The sequence below is a fragment of the Polaromonas sp. P1_F6 genome, from assembly GCF_056405695.1.
In genome coordinates, this window is record NZ_JBFUBQ010000002.1 from 343,771 (window position 1) to 357,004 (window position 13,234).

15 protein-coding genes are annotated in these 13,234 nt (G+C 61.4%); 7 read left to right on the top strand and 8 right to left on the bottom strand.

Features of this window, described 5'->3' with window-relative positions; all coding sequences use genetic code 11:
- Positions 1–31 precede the first annotated feature (31 nt).
- A complete protein-coding gene (locus tag AC1DY9_RS07530; protein ID WP_457279471.1) occupies positions 32–232 on the bottom strand; it encodes a DUF2783 domain-containing protein in 201 nt (66 codons plus the stop codon).
- Positions 229–2,019 carry an FAD-dependent oxidoreductase gene (locus AC1DY9_RS07535; RefSeq protein WP_477666187.1) on the bottom strand — a complete coding sequence of 597 codons (1,791 nt, stop codon included), beginning with the start codon at positions 2,017–2,019 and terminating at the stop codon, positions 229–231. Before AC1DY9_RS07535 ends, AC1DY9_RS07530 begins: the two co-directional genes overlap by 4 nt.
- 560 nt (positions 2,020–2,579) lie before the next feature.
- Between AC1DY9_RS07535 and AC1DY9_RS07540 the strand changes: the two genes are divergently transcribed.
- The 7 genes from AC1DY9_RS07540 to queF all read left to right on the top strand — a co-directional run bounded on the left by AC1DY9_RS07540 (position 2,580) and on the right by queF (position 8,884).
- Positions 2,580–3,002 (top strand): rubrerythrin family protein, encoded by a 423-nt coding sequence (locus AC1DY9_RS07540; protein WP_007867167.1) that lies wholly within the window; start codon positions 2,580–2,582, stop codon positions 3,000–3,002.
- 110 nt (positions 3,003–3,112) lie between these two features.
- Positions 3,113–4,462 (top strand): (Fe-S)-binding protein, encoded by a 1,350-nt coding sequence (locus tag AC1DY9_RS07545; protein ID WP_477666188.1) that lies wholly within the window; start codon positions 3,113–3,115, stop codon positions 4,460–4,462.
- Positions 4,463–4,471: 9 nt separating this feature from the next.
- Positions 4,472–5,062, top strand: a complete 591-nt coding sequence (locus AC1DY9_RS07550; RefSeq protein ID WP_457279468.1) for a DUF3501 family protein — start codon at positions 4,472–4,474, stop codon at positions 5,060–5,062.
- Between the two features lie 83 nt (positions 5,063–5,145).
- A complete protein-coding gene (gene yaaA / locus AC1DY9_RS07555) occupies positions 5,146–5,922 on the top strand; it encodes a peroxide stress protein YaaA (RefSeq protein ID WP_457279467.1) in 777 nt (258 codons plus the stop codon).
- 15 nt (positions 5,923–5,937) lie between these two features.
- Complete coding sequence (locus AC1DY9_RS07560) at positions 5,938–6,771, top strand: 2OG-Fe(II) oxygenase (RefSeq protein ID WP_477666189.1); 834 nt, start codon at positions 5,938–5,940, stop codon at positions 6,769–6,771.
- 320 nt (positions 6,772–7,091) lie between these two features.
- Positions 7,092–7,985 carry an alpha/beta fold hydrolase gene (locus AC1DY9_RS07565; RefSeq protein ID WP_477666190.1) on the top strand — a complete coding sequence of 298 codons (894 nt, stop codon included), beginning with the start codon at positions 7,092–7,094 and terminating at the stop codon, positions 7,983–7,985.
- Positions 7,986–8,056: 71 nt separating this feature from the next.
- Entirely contained in the window at positions 8,057–8,884 is an 828-nt protein-coding gene (queF, locus tag AC1DY9_RS07570; RefSeq protein ID WP_477666191.1) for an NADPH-dependent 7-cyano-7-deazaguanine reductase QueF, read from the top strand.
- A gap of 55 nt (positions 8,885–8,939) precedes the next feature.
- Here queF and AC1DY9_RS07575 read toward each other — a convergent pair whose 3' ends face one another.
- The 6 genes from AC1DY9_RS07575 to AC1DY9_RS07600 form a co-directional block, all read right to left on the bottom strand.
- On the bottom strand, positions 8,940–9,800 hold the full coding sequence (locus AC1DY9_RS07575; protein ID WP_477666192.1) for an enoyl-CoA hydratase-related protein: 861 nt from the start codon (positions 9,798–9,800) through the stop codon (positions 8,940–8,942).
- A 14-nt stretch (positions 9,801–9,814) separates the two neighbouring features.
- Positions 9,815–10,144: a hypothetical protein gene (locus AC1DY9_RS07580; protein ID WP_457279462.1), complete on the bottom strand. Its 330-nt coding sequence runs from the start codon at positions 10,142–10,144 to the stop codon at positions 9,815–9,817.
- Between the two features lie 110 nt (positions 10,145–10,254).
- Positions 10,255–10,833, bottom strand: coding sequence for a cupredoxin domain-containing protein (locus AC1DY9_RS07585; RefSeq protein WP_457279461.1), 579 nt, complete (start codon positions 10,831–10,833; stop codon positions 10,255–10,257).
- Positions 10,834–10,956: 123 nt separating this feature from the next.
- Entirely contained in the window at positions 10,957–11,334 is a 378-nt protein-coding gene (locus tag AC1DY9_RS07590; RefSeq protein ID WP_457279460.1) for a DUF6632 domain-containing protein, read from the bottom strand.
- Between the two features lie 126 nt (positions 11,335–11,460).
- A complete protein-coding gene (locus tag AC1DY9_RS07595) occupies positions 11,461–11,931 on the bottom strand; it encodes a tetratricopeptide repeat protein (RefSeq protein ID WP_457279459.1) in 471 nt (156 codons plus the stop codon).
- A gap of 187 nt (positions 11,932–12,118) precedes the next feature.
- On the bottom strand, positions 12,119–13,207 hold the full coding sequence (locus AC1DY9_RS07600) for a serine hydrolase domain-containing protein (protein WP_457279458.1): 1,089 nt from the start codon (positions 13,205–13,207) through the stop codon (positions 12,119–12,121).
- Positions 13,208–13,234 lie beyond the last annotated feature (27 nt).

The following is a 13,234-nucleotide window of genomic DNA, read 5'->3' on the forward strand; positions in this document are numbered from 1 at the left end:
TTGCGCTTGCCGGCCGTTGGCCTTGTAGCGCTCAGGCCTGGCGGGCCGCGGCCACGCAAGCCCGCAGTACCGCGGTGTCGCCCAGCTGGTTGGCCATCAGCAGGATCAGCCGGGCGTTGAGCAGCTCGGATTCCTCCCGGGAGAGGCCCTGGTGGGCGTCCAGCAGGCATTCGTAAAACGCATCGGCGTCCTGAAAATGCAGGCGGGTGATCAGGGGGGTGTCTGGCTTCATGATGCATCCCTTGTTTCGTGGCCGGCGCCCGCACCCATGGCGCTTGCGATGGCGTGGACCACCGAGGCATCCGTACTTTCACCCGTTGCGGCGACGTGTCCGTCGGGCCGCAGCAGCGCCCAGGCATGGCCAAAAACATGGCAGGTCGCCTGCAGATGGCCTTCGCGGTCGATCACATGCTCCCTTGCGGCGGCTTTCTCGCCGGGCCCCAGCACTTGCACGCAGCGCACGTCCGCTTCCCTGGAAAGCGCCGCCAGCCGCGCCAGCCCGGCGCCGGATACATCGCCAAACACCAGCAGCAGCAGGCGCCCATGAGCCCACGTCAACAAGTCCAGCAGCTCGCCTGAGCTGCCATCGGCCCAGGAGAAGCCCGCGTTCTGCGTGGCCCGCCCGCCCGCAGGCCCGCAGACGCCGGACCGCGTGTAGTGATTGGGCGTCGACATGCGCCCGGTGTTCACCAGCTGCCGGGCAAACAGGTGTTCACGCGCCAGCCCCAATGCCGCCGTGCGAAACAGCCGCTCCGCGCCGTCGGCCGGCCGCAAAAAGCGCGCGGTGCGGTTGGTTACCAGCACGTTGTGCTTCGCCGCCTCATGCCTTTCATGGTGATAGCTGTCGAGCAATGCGGGTGCGGCGCGGCCTTGCAGCACAGCGGCCAGCTTCCACGCCAGGTTGTCGGCGTCCTGCACGCCCGAGTTGCCGCCGCGTGCGCCGAAGGGGCTCATCACATGGGCTGCGTCACCGGCAAAGAACACGCGGCCATGGCGCAGGTTGTCGAGGCATTCGCTGCGGTAGGCATAGGGGCCGACCCAGACGATCTCGTAGTCGGCATCGTCCAGCGCCTGACCGGCCTGGCTTTTGAACTGCGCCTTCAGGCGTGCGCGCACCACCTCTTCGCGGCTGACTTCTTCGGGGTTGGCGTGCGGCGGCATCTGGTAGTCGATGCGCCAGACGCCGTCGGCCATCAGGTGCTGCCATACGGCGCGCCCTTCGTTAAAAGGCGCTTCGATCCAGGTGTGGCGCTCCACCGGTGGCGGGTTTTTAAAGCGCACGTCGGCAATGCACCAGCGGTCGTCGCCTTTTTGCGCTGTGACTGCCGCGCCGCACCAGGCGCGAAACGGGCTGCGCGATCCGCTGCAGTCGATGACATGGTCGGCCTCCAGGGAATACGAACCGGCGGGCGTTTCAAGCTGCAGCGTCGCGAAGTCGTCGTTCTGTTCGAAGGCCGTGACGCGGTGGCTCCAGCGGAGATCAATGAGGCGGTCCTCAGGCTCGGGTCGGTAGAGCTGCTCCACCAGGAATCCCTCGACATAAAACTGCTGGATATTGATAAAGGGCGGTTGCCGGCTCAGTGAATGCGTTTGCTGCTGGCGCAGGTCAAATGAATACACCTCGTCGGCGCCCGCAAAGGTGCGGCCCACGCTCCATTGCACGCCTTTGGCGGCGATGCGCTCGTAAGTGCCCAGTCGCTTGAAGATTTCCAGGGTTTTCTGGGCATAACAAATGCCGCGCGATGACGCGCCCTTCACGCCCACGGTGTTGTCTTCGTCCAGCAGCAAGGCCTTGATGCCGTACTGCGCCAGCGCACAGGCCAGCGTCAGACCGGTGATGCCGCCACCCACGATGACGACACCGTGCCGTTTGGCCGCGCCTGTTTGCAGCTCGGGCGGTTCCACGAACGGGTATTCGGGCAGGGTGTAGCCCGTGCCTTGGGCAAATTCATAGCCGTTGGTAAACGCGGCCGCCAGTGTGGCCGCAGCGGCGCTGCCTTTTGTGCTTGTCTCCGGCATGGATTGTTCCTGCGGTTTTTACGTGTTTCAAGCGTTTTAGCCATACTGGACGAGCGCGAGCAGCTATCAAAAAAATAGCAACTGCGGGACGCCGGCTGCACTTTTCCGGGAGACCCGGTGCGGTGGGTGGCTCTGACCGTATTGTTTACCTATCCGTAATAAATTTACCATAACGTAATTCAAACGATGATTTGCTGCCGCACGTCGCTGGCTATGGTTGCCCCTTCCTATGGTTGCCTCTTATTTAATTTGTTAAATTTATTGATATTATTAATTTGATAGTTTTTATCAATGTCATGCATTGATTCCGGCAATTAGACGAATCCCTCCAACAGGTCTATGGTGTTTACGGCCTGTTGAAGCTATTTATGCAAATGCGAGTGGGGTGACGGGGCGTACCCCGCCTGCGTTTTGCGCCTTGCTCAAAGCCTTTTTGACTCGCAACGCATCTTGCATAAATAGCTTTAACAGGCCTTAGTCTTCGGTCCTGCGCCAGAAGTCGGGCGTGGGTTTGAAGCATTGACGATTTGTTCGTTCATCAACCCACGAAGGAGATTTCCATGGCTGCTCTAAAAGGCTCCAGGACGGAAGAGAACCTGAAAGCCGCATTTGCCGGCGAATCACAGGCCAACCGCCGCTACCTGTATTTCGCGAACAAGGCCGACGTTGAAGGCCAGCCCGATGTCGCGGCACTGTTTCGCTCCACTGCGGAAGGTGAAACCGGCCACGCCCACGGCCACCTCGAATGGCTGGAACAGTGCGGCGACCCCGCGACCGGACTGCCGTTTGGCGCCACGCGCGACAACCTCAAGTCCGCTGTGGCCGGCGAAACCCACGAGTACACCGACATGTACCCCGGCATGGCCAAAACTGCACGCGACGAAGGCCATGATGAAGTGGCCGACTGGTTTGAAACCCTGGCCAAGGCGGAACGCTCACACGCCAACCGCTACAGCAAAGCGCTGGCCGAACTGGTCGATTGACTGGACAAGCGTGTCCCTCGCTACGCCGCAAGGCGTGGCGGGTTTTGGAAAAGATTCCGCACGAGAGTCTTTTCTCAAACCCCACCTGAGATTCAAAAGAAGAGGCAAGAATGGCCACAGAAGGCAACCTCCAGGCGCCCACGCGCCACGCGATCGACTGGAAAAACCCGGACTTCTACAACGAGGACGCGGCCCTCCACGAGATGGAGCGCATCTTCGACATCTGCCATGGGTGCCGCCGCTGCGTCAGCCTCTGCGGCGCCTTCCCCACGCTGTTTGACCTGGTCGACGAAAGCAAGACCGGCGAGGTTGATGGTGTGGACAAGAAGGACTACATGAAAGTGGTCGACCAGTGCTACATGTGCGACCTCTGCTACATGACCAAGTGCCCCTATGTGCCGCCGCACGAGTTCAACCTCGACTTTCCCCACACCATGCTGCGCGCCAAAGCCATCAAGTTCAAGAAGGGCGAAGTGGGTGCCGGTGAAAAGTTTTTGTCCTCCACTGACGTGCACGGCCAGTTCGCCGGCATTCCCATCGTGGTCCAGGTGGCCAACGCGGTTAACAAAACCAAACCGGCCCGCGCCGTGATGGAAAAAGTGCTGGGCGTCGACAAAAACGCCTGGCTGCCCGACCTGGCCACGAAAAAATTCCGCTCCGGCGCACTCGAGTCGCCGCCCCACGCGGTGAAAGACGGCGCCAAGACGCCCGGCAAGGTCGTGATTTATTCCACCTGCTACATCAACTACAACGAGCCCGGTATAGGCCACGACCTGCTCAAAGTGCTGGACCACAACGAAGTGCCCTACGTGCTGGTCGAAAAAGAGAAATGCTGTGGCATGCCCAAGCTGGAGCTGGGCGATCTGGCCTCGGTGAACACCAGCAAGGAGGCCAACATCCCGGTGCTGGTGAAGTACGCCAAAGAGGGCTACGCCATCCTGAGCGCCGTACCCAGCTGTACGCTGATGTTCAAGCAGGAGCTGCCGCTGATGTACCCCGCCGACGCCGACGTGCAGCTCGTCAAGGAGAATATGTGGGATCCGTTTGAATACCTGATGGCCCGCAAGCGCGACGGCCTGCTCAAGACGGAGTTCAGCACGCCGCTGGGCAAGATCAGCTACCAGATCCCCTGCCATGGCCGGGTGCAGAACATCGGCAAGAAAACCGAGGAAATGCTCAAGATGGTGCCGGGTACCAGTGTGCACACGCATGAGCGCTGCTCGGGCCATGCCGGCACCTTCGGCGTCAAAGTGCCGTACCACCAGCAGGCCATGAAGATCGGCAAACCGCTCTTCAAAGCCATGGCCAACCACAAAGACGGCGGCCTGCCTGACGTCATCAGCAGCGACTGCCCGCTGGGTGGCCACCACATCGCCCAGGGCTTTGATGTGAACAGCCTGGGTGCGCCGCCGCAAAAGCACCCGCTCACGCTGATACGCACGGCCTACGGCCTGAAATGAGATCACACCATGAAGACCACCGGAAAGATCACCCGCGAATCCCTCATGACGCTGGAGGCCTACAGCAAATACCGCAAGGAGAACAAGCCGGCCATCATCGCCCACCGCAAGCTGCGCAGCGTGCGCCTGGGTGAGCACATCAACCTGCAGTTTGAAAGCGAAACCAGCATCCGCTACCAGATCCAGGAGATGCTGCGCGTCGAGAAAATCTTCGAGGACGAGGGGATTGAGCAGGAGATCGAAGCCTATGCCCCACTGATGCCCGACGGCAGTAACTGGAAGGGCACGCTGATGCTCGAGTACCCCGACGTAAACGAGCGCAAGCGCGAACTGGCCCGCCTCATCGGTGTGGAAGACCGCATGTTCGTCGAGGTCGAAGGCCATGCGCGCGTGTACGCGATTGCTGACGAGGACATGGACCGCGAAAATGACGAGAAGACCTCGGCTGTGCACTTTGTGCGCTTTGAGCTGAACCCGGCCATGTGCGCGGCCGTCAAGGCAGGCGCAAGCGTGAAACTGGGCTGCGACCACACGCATTACCCGGCGCATACAACGATTGCAGCGGAAACGCTCGCCTCTTTGGCCAGCGATCTGCAGTAGTTGAAGGCTCATGGCTGTGGCGCCACCCTCCTGTCGTAAAGTGGGGGTTTCGCCTTACTTGCCTTACCCCTACGACTCAAAGCATGCTGTTTCTCATCTCGCCGGCCAAATCCCTGGACTACGACACGCCGCCGCACGTCGCGACCCACACCCAACCCCTCTTCACCCGCCAGTCGGCCCAGTTGATTGACGTGCTCAGAACCCGAACCCCGCAGCAGATCAGCGAACTGATGAAGCTGTCAGATTCGCTCGCAGGCCTGAATGTCGCGCGCTACCAGGCCTGGTCGCCGAAATTCACCGCGAAGAATTCCAAACAGGCCGCGCTGGCGTTTGACGGCGATGTGTATGGCGGCCTCGATGCAAAAACGCTAGGTGACGCACAACTGGCCTGGGCGCAGGACCATGTCTGTATCCTGAGCGGCCTTTACGGCGTGCTGCGCCCGCTGGACCGCATGCAGCCCTACCGGCTTGAAATGGGCACGCCGCTGGCCACGCCCCAAGGCAAAAATCTCTACCAGTTCTGGGGTTCGCAAATCTCCGCCTATCTGAACGAGCGCGCGGCCGCCCACACCACACCGGTCATCGTCAACCTTGCCAGCGAGGAATACTTCAAGGCCGTGGACCGCAAGGCGCTCAAGGCGCGCGTGGTGAGCTGCGTGTTTGAGGAATACAAGGCCGGCAAGTACAAGGTCATCAGTTTTTTTGCCAAGCGCGCCCGTGGTCTCATGGTGCGCCATGCGATTGAAAAGAAGCTGTCTACCGTCAAGAAGCTCGAGAGCTTTGACGTCGAAGGCTACCGCTTTGATCCCAAAGTGTCCGAACCCGACCGGCTGGTGTTCCGCCGCAAACAGGCCGCCTGAGCAGCCCAGCCCCGCATGAGCACGCCCGCCCGCACCGACCAGCAGCTCACGCCGGAAGTGCTGGCGTGGATGACGGCGCAGGCAAACCTCGGCCATTCCAGGGACGAGATTTTTAACGCCATGCTGGCAGCTGGCTGGAACCGCGACGCTGCCACGCGGGCGGTGCGCCTGACGCCCGAAGATCTCGCCGCAGTGGTTGTGCCTGCGCTGGCTTTGCCGGTCACCAACAACATGGTCGATGCCGGCGACAAATGGGTGGAAATACTTTTTTTCGCCCAGGTGCCCAATGTCATCGTGCTGGGCAACCTGCTGGGCCCGAGTGAATGCGAGGCGCTGATGGAGGCCGCCCGCCCGCGTCTGGTGCGTTCGCTGACGGTAGATACCAAGACCGGCGGCGAAGAACTCAACCCTGACCGTACCAGCGAGGGCATGTTTTTCAGGCGCGCTGAAAACGCCGTGGTGCGCCAGGTGGAGGCACGTATTGCCAGAATCTTCGGCTGGCCGCAGGAAAACGGCGAAGGGCTGCAGGTGCTTCACTACGGGCCCGGCACCGAATACAAGCCGCACTACGACTACTTTGACCCGACCGAACCCGGCACGCCCGCCATACTGCAGCGTGGCGGCCAGCGCGTGGCGACGCTCATCATGTACCTGCATGAGCCCGAGGAAGGCGGCGCCACGGTGTTCCCGGATATCGAGGTGCGGGTGGCGCCGCGGCGCGGCAATGCGGTGTTCTTCAGTTACCCGCATGCACTTCCTTCCAGCCTCACGCTGCATGGCGGCGAGCCGGTCACCGCCGGCGAGAAATGGATTGCCACCAAATGGCTACGAGAAAGAGAATTCGTGTAACACCCCCGTCCAGGCTCACTGTGTGTAGCCCGTTCCCCCCTCAAGGGGGCGAAAATTTTCTCACCCCTGTTGAGGCTCACTTCGTGTAGCCTCCTCTCCCCTTGCAGGAGACGGCGCCTGCGGCCTGGCGAAGCCAGTTCCGCGGAGAAATAGTTTCACCCCCGTCCAGGCTCACTTCGTGTAGCCCGTTCCCCCTTAAGGGGGCGGTGCCAGCGGCCTGGCAAAGCCAGTTCCGCGGCCCCTGCTTGCGGGTGAGCCTGCGTGACGCATGGGGGACGAGGTGATTGACGCGATTCGGGGAGTGCAGACCATAATCAGTTATGAAAATACGCGCCAACAACATCGATATCGAGATTGAAGACACCCACCCAGGCGACGCTACCGGACGGCCTGTGGTGTTGCTCATCATGGGGCTGGGCATGCAGCTGATTGCCTGGCCGCCGGCCATGGTGCAGGCGATCGCTGACGCGGGCTTTCGTGTGGTGCGCTTTGACAACCGCGATATCGGGCTTTCGCAGCACTTTGACCACCTTGGCTCGCCTAGCCTTTTGTGGGAGGGGCTCAAGTTCCGTATGGGCTGGCGTATCCGGCCGCCCTACAGCATTGAAGACATGGCCGCCGACACCGTGGGCGTGCTGGATGCGCTGCAAATCGGCAAGGCACATGTGGTGGGTGTGAGTATGGGCGGCATGATCGCGCAGCGCGTTGCGGTGCTGGCGCCTTCTCGGGTGATCAGCCTGACCAGCATCATGAGCTCCAGCGGCGCGCGCGGCCTGCCGGAAGCCAGTCCGGCGGTGGCCCGTGTGCTGCTCAGTCGGCCTGCCGGCAGGGGTGTGCAGGCCGCCATTGACCATACGGTGAAGCTGCTCAAGGCCATCGGCAGCCCGGGCTTTCCCATGGACGATGCCGAGATACGCGAAAAAGTCGCTGCGGCGGCGCAGCGCAGCTTTCATCCGCAGGGCGTTCTTCGCCAGATGGTGGCCGTTGCCGCTGACGGTGCGCGCGCCTCGGCACTTGCCAGGGTGACGGCGCCGACGCTGGTGGTGCACGGCCAGGCAGACCGGCTGGTGCCCATGGCCTGCGGGCAGGACACGGCCAGGCGCATTCCCGGTGCCCGTTTTGAAAGCATCGAAGGCATGGGCCACGATTTGCCGCCGGGTGTTGTCGAGCGCTTGCTGGCGCTGTTGGTTCCTCACTTCAAAGTGGCAAGCTGATACAGCTCCATCGCTTGGGGCTTTGTACGGGGGCTTTCAGCCTGGCAGCGGTTAGCGGCGAAAATGGGTGCATGAACACCCCTGAACAATCCCAGCTCGGCAAATCGTCGGCCTATATCGACCAATACGACGCTTCGCTGCTGTTCCCGATTCCGCGCGAAGGCAAGCGTGCCGAGATCGGCGTCACCGGAACGCCGCCGTTTTTCGGCGCAGACATGTGGACGGCGTTTGAGCTGAGCTGGCTCAATATGCGCGGCAAGCCGCAGGTGGCGCTGGCCCACATCACCGTGCCTTGCGAGTCACCCAACATCGTCGAAAGCAAGTCCTTCAAGCTCTACCTCAACAGCTTCAACAGCACGCGTTTTGCCGATGCGCGCGATGTGCGGGAACGCATTCGCGCCGACCTGAACGGTGCTGTCGGCATGGGTGTGGGCATCAAGACGCTGGGCCCCGAGCTTTTTGACCGCGAACCCGTGCATGAACTCGACGGCCTGAACCTGGACCGGCTCGACGTGGAGTGCATTCATTTCACGCCCACGCCCGAACTGTTGTTTGCCGAGTTCGACGAACCGCCGGTTGAAGAGACGCTGACCAGCAATCTGCTCAAAAGCAATTGCCTGGTCACCGGCCAGCCCGACTGGGGCAGCGTACAGATTCGCTATGCCGGCCCGCAGATCAACCAGGAAGGCCTGCTGCAATACCTGGTGAGCTTTCGCAACCACAACGAGTTCCATGAACAATGCGTGGAGCGCATCTTCATGGACATCTGGACGCGCTGCAAACCCATGAAGCTCTCGGTGTATGCGCGCTATACGCGCCGCGGCGGGCTGGACATCAATCCGTTTCGCACCAGCCATCCGCAGGCGCTGCCGCCTGCCATTCGTACAGCCCGCCAATAACTGCCAATGCAGTTTGCTATTAAATTAATAGCTGCTTGCGCAAGTTCTGTATAGGCTAGAGGCCGAATTCATTGAAATTCTTGATCGGTGAAAGCCCGGGAAAGCTCGCCGCGCGTTTTTCCTTCATGGCGGTAACCGCCTCACGGACATGCGCGTTGCTCCAGATCGCGCCCTGCAGCCAGCCCATCTGCTTGAGCGCGTCGTCCACCGAATGGTCACGTGTGTAGTGAATCGCCTGCTTGGTGCCCCAGATGGCCACCGGCGGCTTGGTGGCAATCTCGCCGGCGCATTGCATGGCGGCCGCCAGCATCGCCTCGGCTGAGTCAAACACTTCATTGACGAGGCCGTAGCCCAGCGCTTTGGCAGCCGGCATTCGTCGCCCGGTGTAAGCCAGTTCCTTGACGACCGCCAGCGGCACCAGTTTGGGCAGGCGCTGCAAGGTGCCCACGTCGGCCACCATGCCGATGTTGATTTCCTGGATGCAGAAGAATGCGTCGGCCGTGGCGTAGCGCAGGCAGCAGGCCGTCACCATGTCGACCGCTCCGCCTATGCAGCCGCCCTGGATGGCGGCGATCACCGGAATGCGCAGGGTTTCGAGCTTGGTGAAGGTGGCCTGCATGTCGCCCAGCATGTCAACGATGGCGGCGCGGCCCTCGGGGCTCTGGTCGTCCATGGCGATGTCGCTGCCAAAGGTTTCCAGTGCCATGCCGGCGCTGAAGTGCTTGCCGGTGCTGGAGATCACCAGCACGCGCGCCTCGCCAGCCTTGTGGATGTGCGTGAGCGCCGCATCCAGCTCGCGCCAGAAGGTCGGGTGCATGGTGTTCATCGCCTCGGGGCGGTTCAGCACCAGGTGGGCGACGTGGCCGGTGGTGTTGAGGGTGAAGCAGGTGAGGGCAGGTGGGGAGGAGGCGTTCATGCCCACACTCTAAGTCAGGCGACCAGGTCCAGCCAGTCACACCTGAGACGCCGCGCAATGTGCGCCCGTGCCCGTACATAGACATACAGCCGCGGCGCCAGTGTGCCCAGCACGCACAGCGGGTAGGCCCAGGCCGCCTCAAAGGTAAAGGCCGGCAGCCAGCCCATCCAGCCCATCACCCACGCCGTCAGCACTATCTCCCAGAGCTGGCATTCAAGCGGGTGCGCCGCTCGCTGCGCCTCGCGCCAGTCCTTGACGCGCTGCAACTGCGCCAGCGTGATGGGATGCCAGTACGGCGACCGGGCAGGTAGTGATGCCTTGGACGGGTCAGAGGGATCAGACATAAAGCCTCCGTGCGGAAGCTTCAATGTAAGTTTCGTGAAAGGTTCTGTCAATGACCCGAAAGGCCTGAAAGACGCCAAAAAAGCGTCGAAAGATTTCTGGATACGGCCGGCTAAATCCGGCGGCGGCGCGGCACCACGCTCAGCTGCAGCGTGAGCTTGCCGGGCGAGGCGGTCACGGTGTAGTTCTGAGGCGGGATATCGATCAGCTGGTCGGCATGCCAGACCTTGATCTGCGCAGCGCCTTCGGGCAACTGCTCGACCTGCGCTACGCCGTCGGCGCCTGTCAGCACGGCCCAGGGCGATTCGCTCACATAGACATGGCCGCGCATGGAGCCGTGAATGTGGCAGCCCAGCAGCACGGCGCCGGCCTTGTTGAAAGTGGCATCAGCGGTTTTGGCGGGTTTGCCTTCGGGCTTGCCGTCGAGCCGGAGCTCGAACCCCTCGCCCGGCGTTGCGTTGAACTGCGCCGCGCCGGCGGCCGAGCCGCGCACATGGTGTTCCCACGGATCATTGTTGACGAACTGGGCCTTGGCGCCCAGCGCCACCACGCTGACGGCCGGCACAAAACGCATCTTTTCCTGGTGGATCGTCACTTGGGCGGGCAAAGGGCTTTGGGGCGCCCCGGTTTTGGCGGAAGGCACCACGACGACTACGGCGTCCGGCGCCGGCTTGCCTTCCTTGTCGAGCACTTGAATGGAAATGTTTCCGGCTGCAGACCATATAGGTAGTGCGCAAGCAGCTATGAAAAACAGAGCAGTTGGCAGCATCCGGAAGGCAGGGCGTGTTAGCTTGGGCATGGGATTTCTTTCGGCTTAAGCTTCGCGGGGAGTCAGCAATGCCAGCACAGCCGCCACCGCGAACAGCGCCAGGACATCACCCCAGAGGTGCCCCATGTTGTGGTGGCCCTGAAACGACTGCACTGCCATCACCCCGCCGTGTGCAATGCTGGACCAGACGGTAAACCAGATGAGGCTGCGGTGCAAGAGAGGGTTACGGGCGGCAAGCATGAGGAAGATCCCCAGCGTTGCGTAAAGGGCGAGGATCATCTCCAGGTAGTACGAACGACCTTCCGCATGCCACGACCAGCCTGAAGGCCAGATGATGGTGAGCGGCCACAAGCCGAAAGTGAACGTCACCCCTATCAGCACCAGGGCAATGCGCAGGTATTTGATGCGATCAGCGTCAGTCATTGTTTTCTTTCGGATCATCAGAGGTCGCGCACTCAGAGACCCGCTCTTTGTGCGCCGGGAGGTGAGTGGCAACAGGAGACCATTGCAGCGCATACCGCGCCGCAATGGTGGCGGTTCAAGGGCGGCTTACTTGGCGGCCGGCTTGTACTCGGCCACGGCCTTGGCCAGGTCGCGGGTTTCCTCACAGGTGGCGCAAATTGCCTGCAGCTTGGCCAGCTGCGCRTCGGCCTGGGCTTTCTGGTTGGTCTTCAGGTAGGCAATGCCCGAGTATTCCAGCGCACCCTTGTGCTTGGGGTCCAGCGCCAGCGCCTTGCCATAGGCGGCAAAGGCATCGTCGTACTTGCCCATCCAGCGGTTGGAATAGCCGAGGTAGTTGTAGGCGTCGGCATTTTTCGGGTCCTTGGCCACCACCTTGTTAAAGCTGCTCACGGCCTCCGACCAGTTCTTGGCGCTGATGGCTTTTTTACCCGCCGCGAAGTCGTCGACCTGGGCGTTTTTGGCTGGTGTGGTTTCGATGTCGGCAGCCATGGCTGCACCGGCCAGGGCCAGGGCGATGACGGGCAATGCGACCAAGTTGCGGATGGAAAAAGTGTTCATGTCGGGCTCCTTGAGATATCAGTTGATTGAAACGCGCTGCAAACCARCACCTTATACAAACGGTGTGACAGGGAAAACGGATGCAGGGCGAGTTGTAATTTATTTGTAAACACAACGGCAGCTGCGCTTGATCGATGGCAGGCTCGCTGATTTCTCATCTGATGGGGAAAGCTGGGCAGCCGCGGGATCACTGGCAGGGCGCTGAAGTCAGCATTTTTACCGCGGTCAAAAAGTCGCCCGGTTTGACCCAGCTCACGTTCCAGTCGCCGGATACAGGGACTTGACGCTTGTGAGCGATGACCATGCGGTGCTTTGGTACCACGAGGATGTATTGCCCATGGACGCCCCAGGCCATGTAAGCGCCACTTAGTGGCGAATCGGCCGGCTCTTCCAGCGTCCACCAAAGGTAGCTGTAGCCAAAGTGACGGCTGGCCGTGCGCGCCGGATGCATTTGCGCGGCCGCGGTGACGGGTGTGGTGATTCGAGTGGCCCATTCTGGGGGAATGAGTTGCTGGCCGCGCCAATTGCCGTGTTGGAGCATCAAGTAGCCCAGTCGCGCCATGTCTCTGGTTGACAAGAAAAAATGATAGGCGGCGTGCCGGGACTTTGTAAGGTCCCCGGTGCGCTGGTGACGAGCGAGGTCGAAGTCTTCAAGCTGCAGCGGCGTCGCAAGATCGTCCGCGAATGTGCGGTAGATGCTGCGATTTGTCAGCGCCTCGAAGACTGTGCCCGCAGCGTTGAAATCCCAGTTGTTGTACAGAAAATAAGTGCCGGGCACTTGTGAGCCGCGCGGTGGCGCCGATGCCAGGTCATCGCCTGTGTTGGCCGCCGGGTGATAGACGCCAGAGCGCGCTGTCAGAAGGTGGCGCAACTTTGCCTGGCGCTCCAGAGGCAATAGACCACCCAGGTCGTCAATGTCGAGGTCGGCCAGTGTTTTCTCCAGATCGATCGTGCCATCTGCGACATATTTCCCATACAGCATCGCCAGCACACTTTTGCGAGCCGAAAACACGATGCTGACGGTATCGACGGGGCCATAGCTGAACAACACCCGGCCGTCCTGCACTGCCAGAACTGCGGTGGAATCAAGGGTTCGCAAGTAGTCGCGTGCAGCATCCAGGCGCTCATGACACGCGGGGCTTAGTGAAGTGGGGGAAATGGGTTCCCACGCCTTCGCCGGAAAGACGGGCGCAGGGGCTGCCGGCGTTGTTGCCCATCCGGCTGCCGGCATCGAAACCAGCAAGGCCGTGACGGAGGCAAGAAAAAAATGCTTCATTCTTGGTCAAATCTTTGCGCAAGGTTG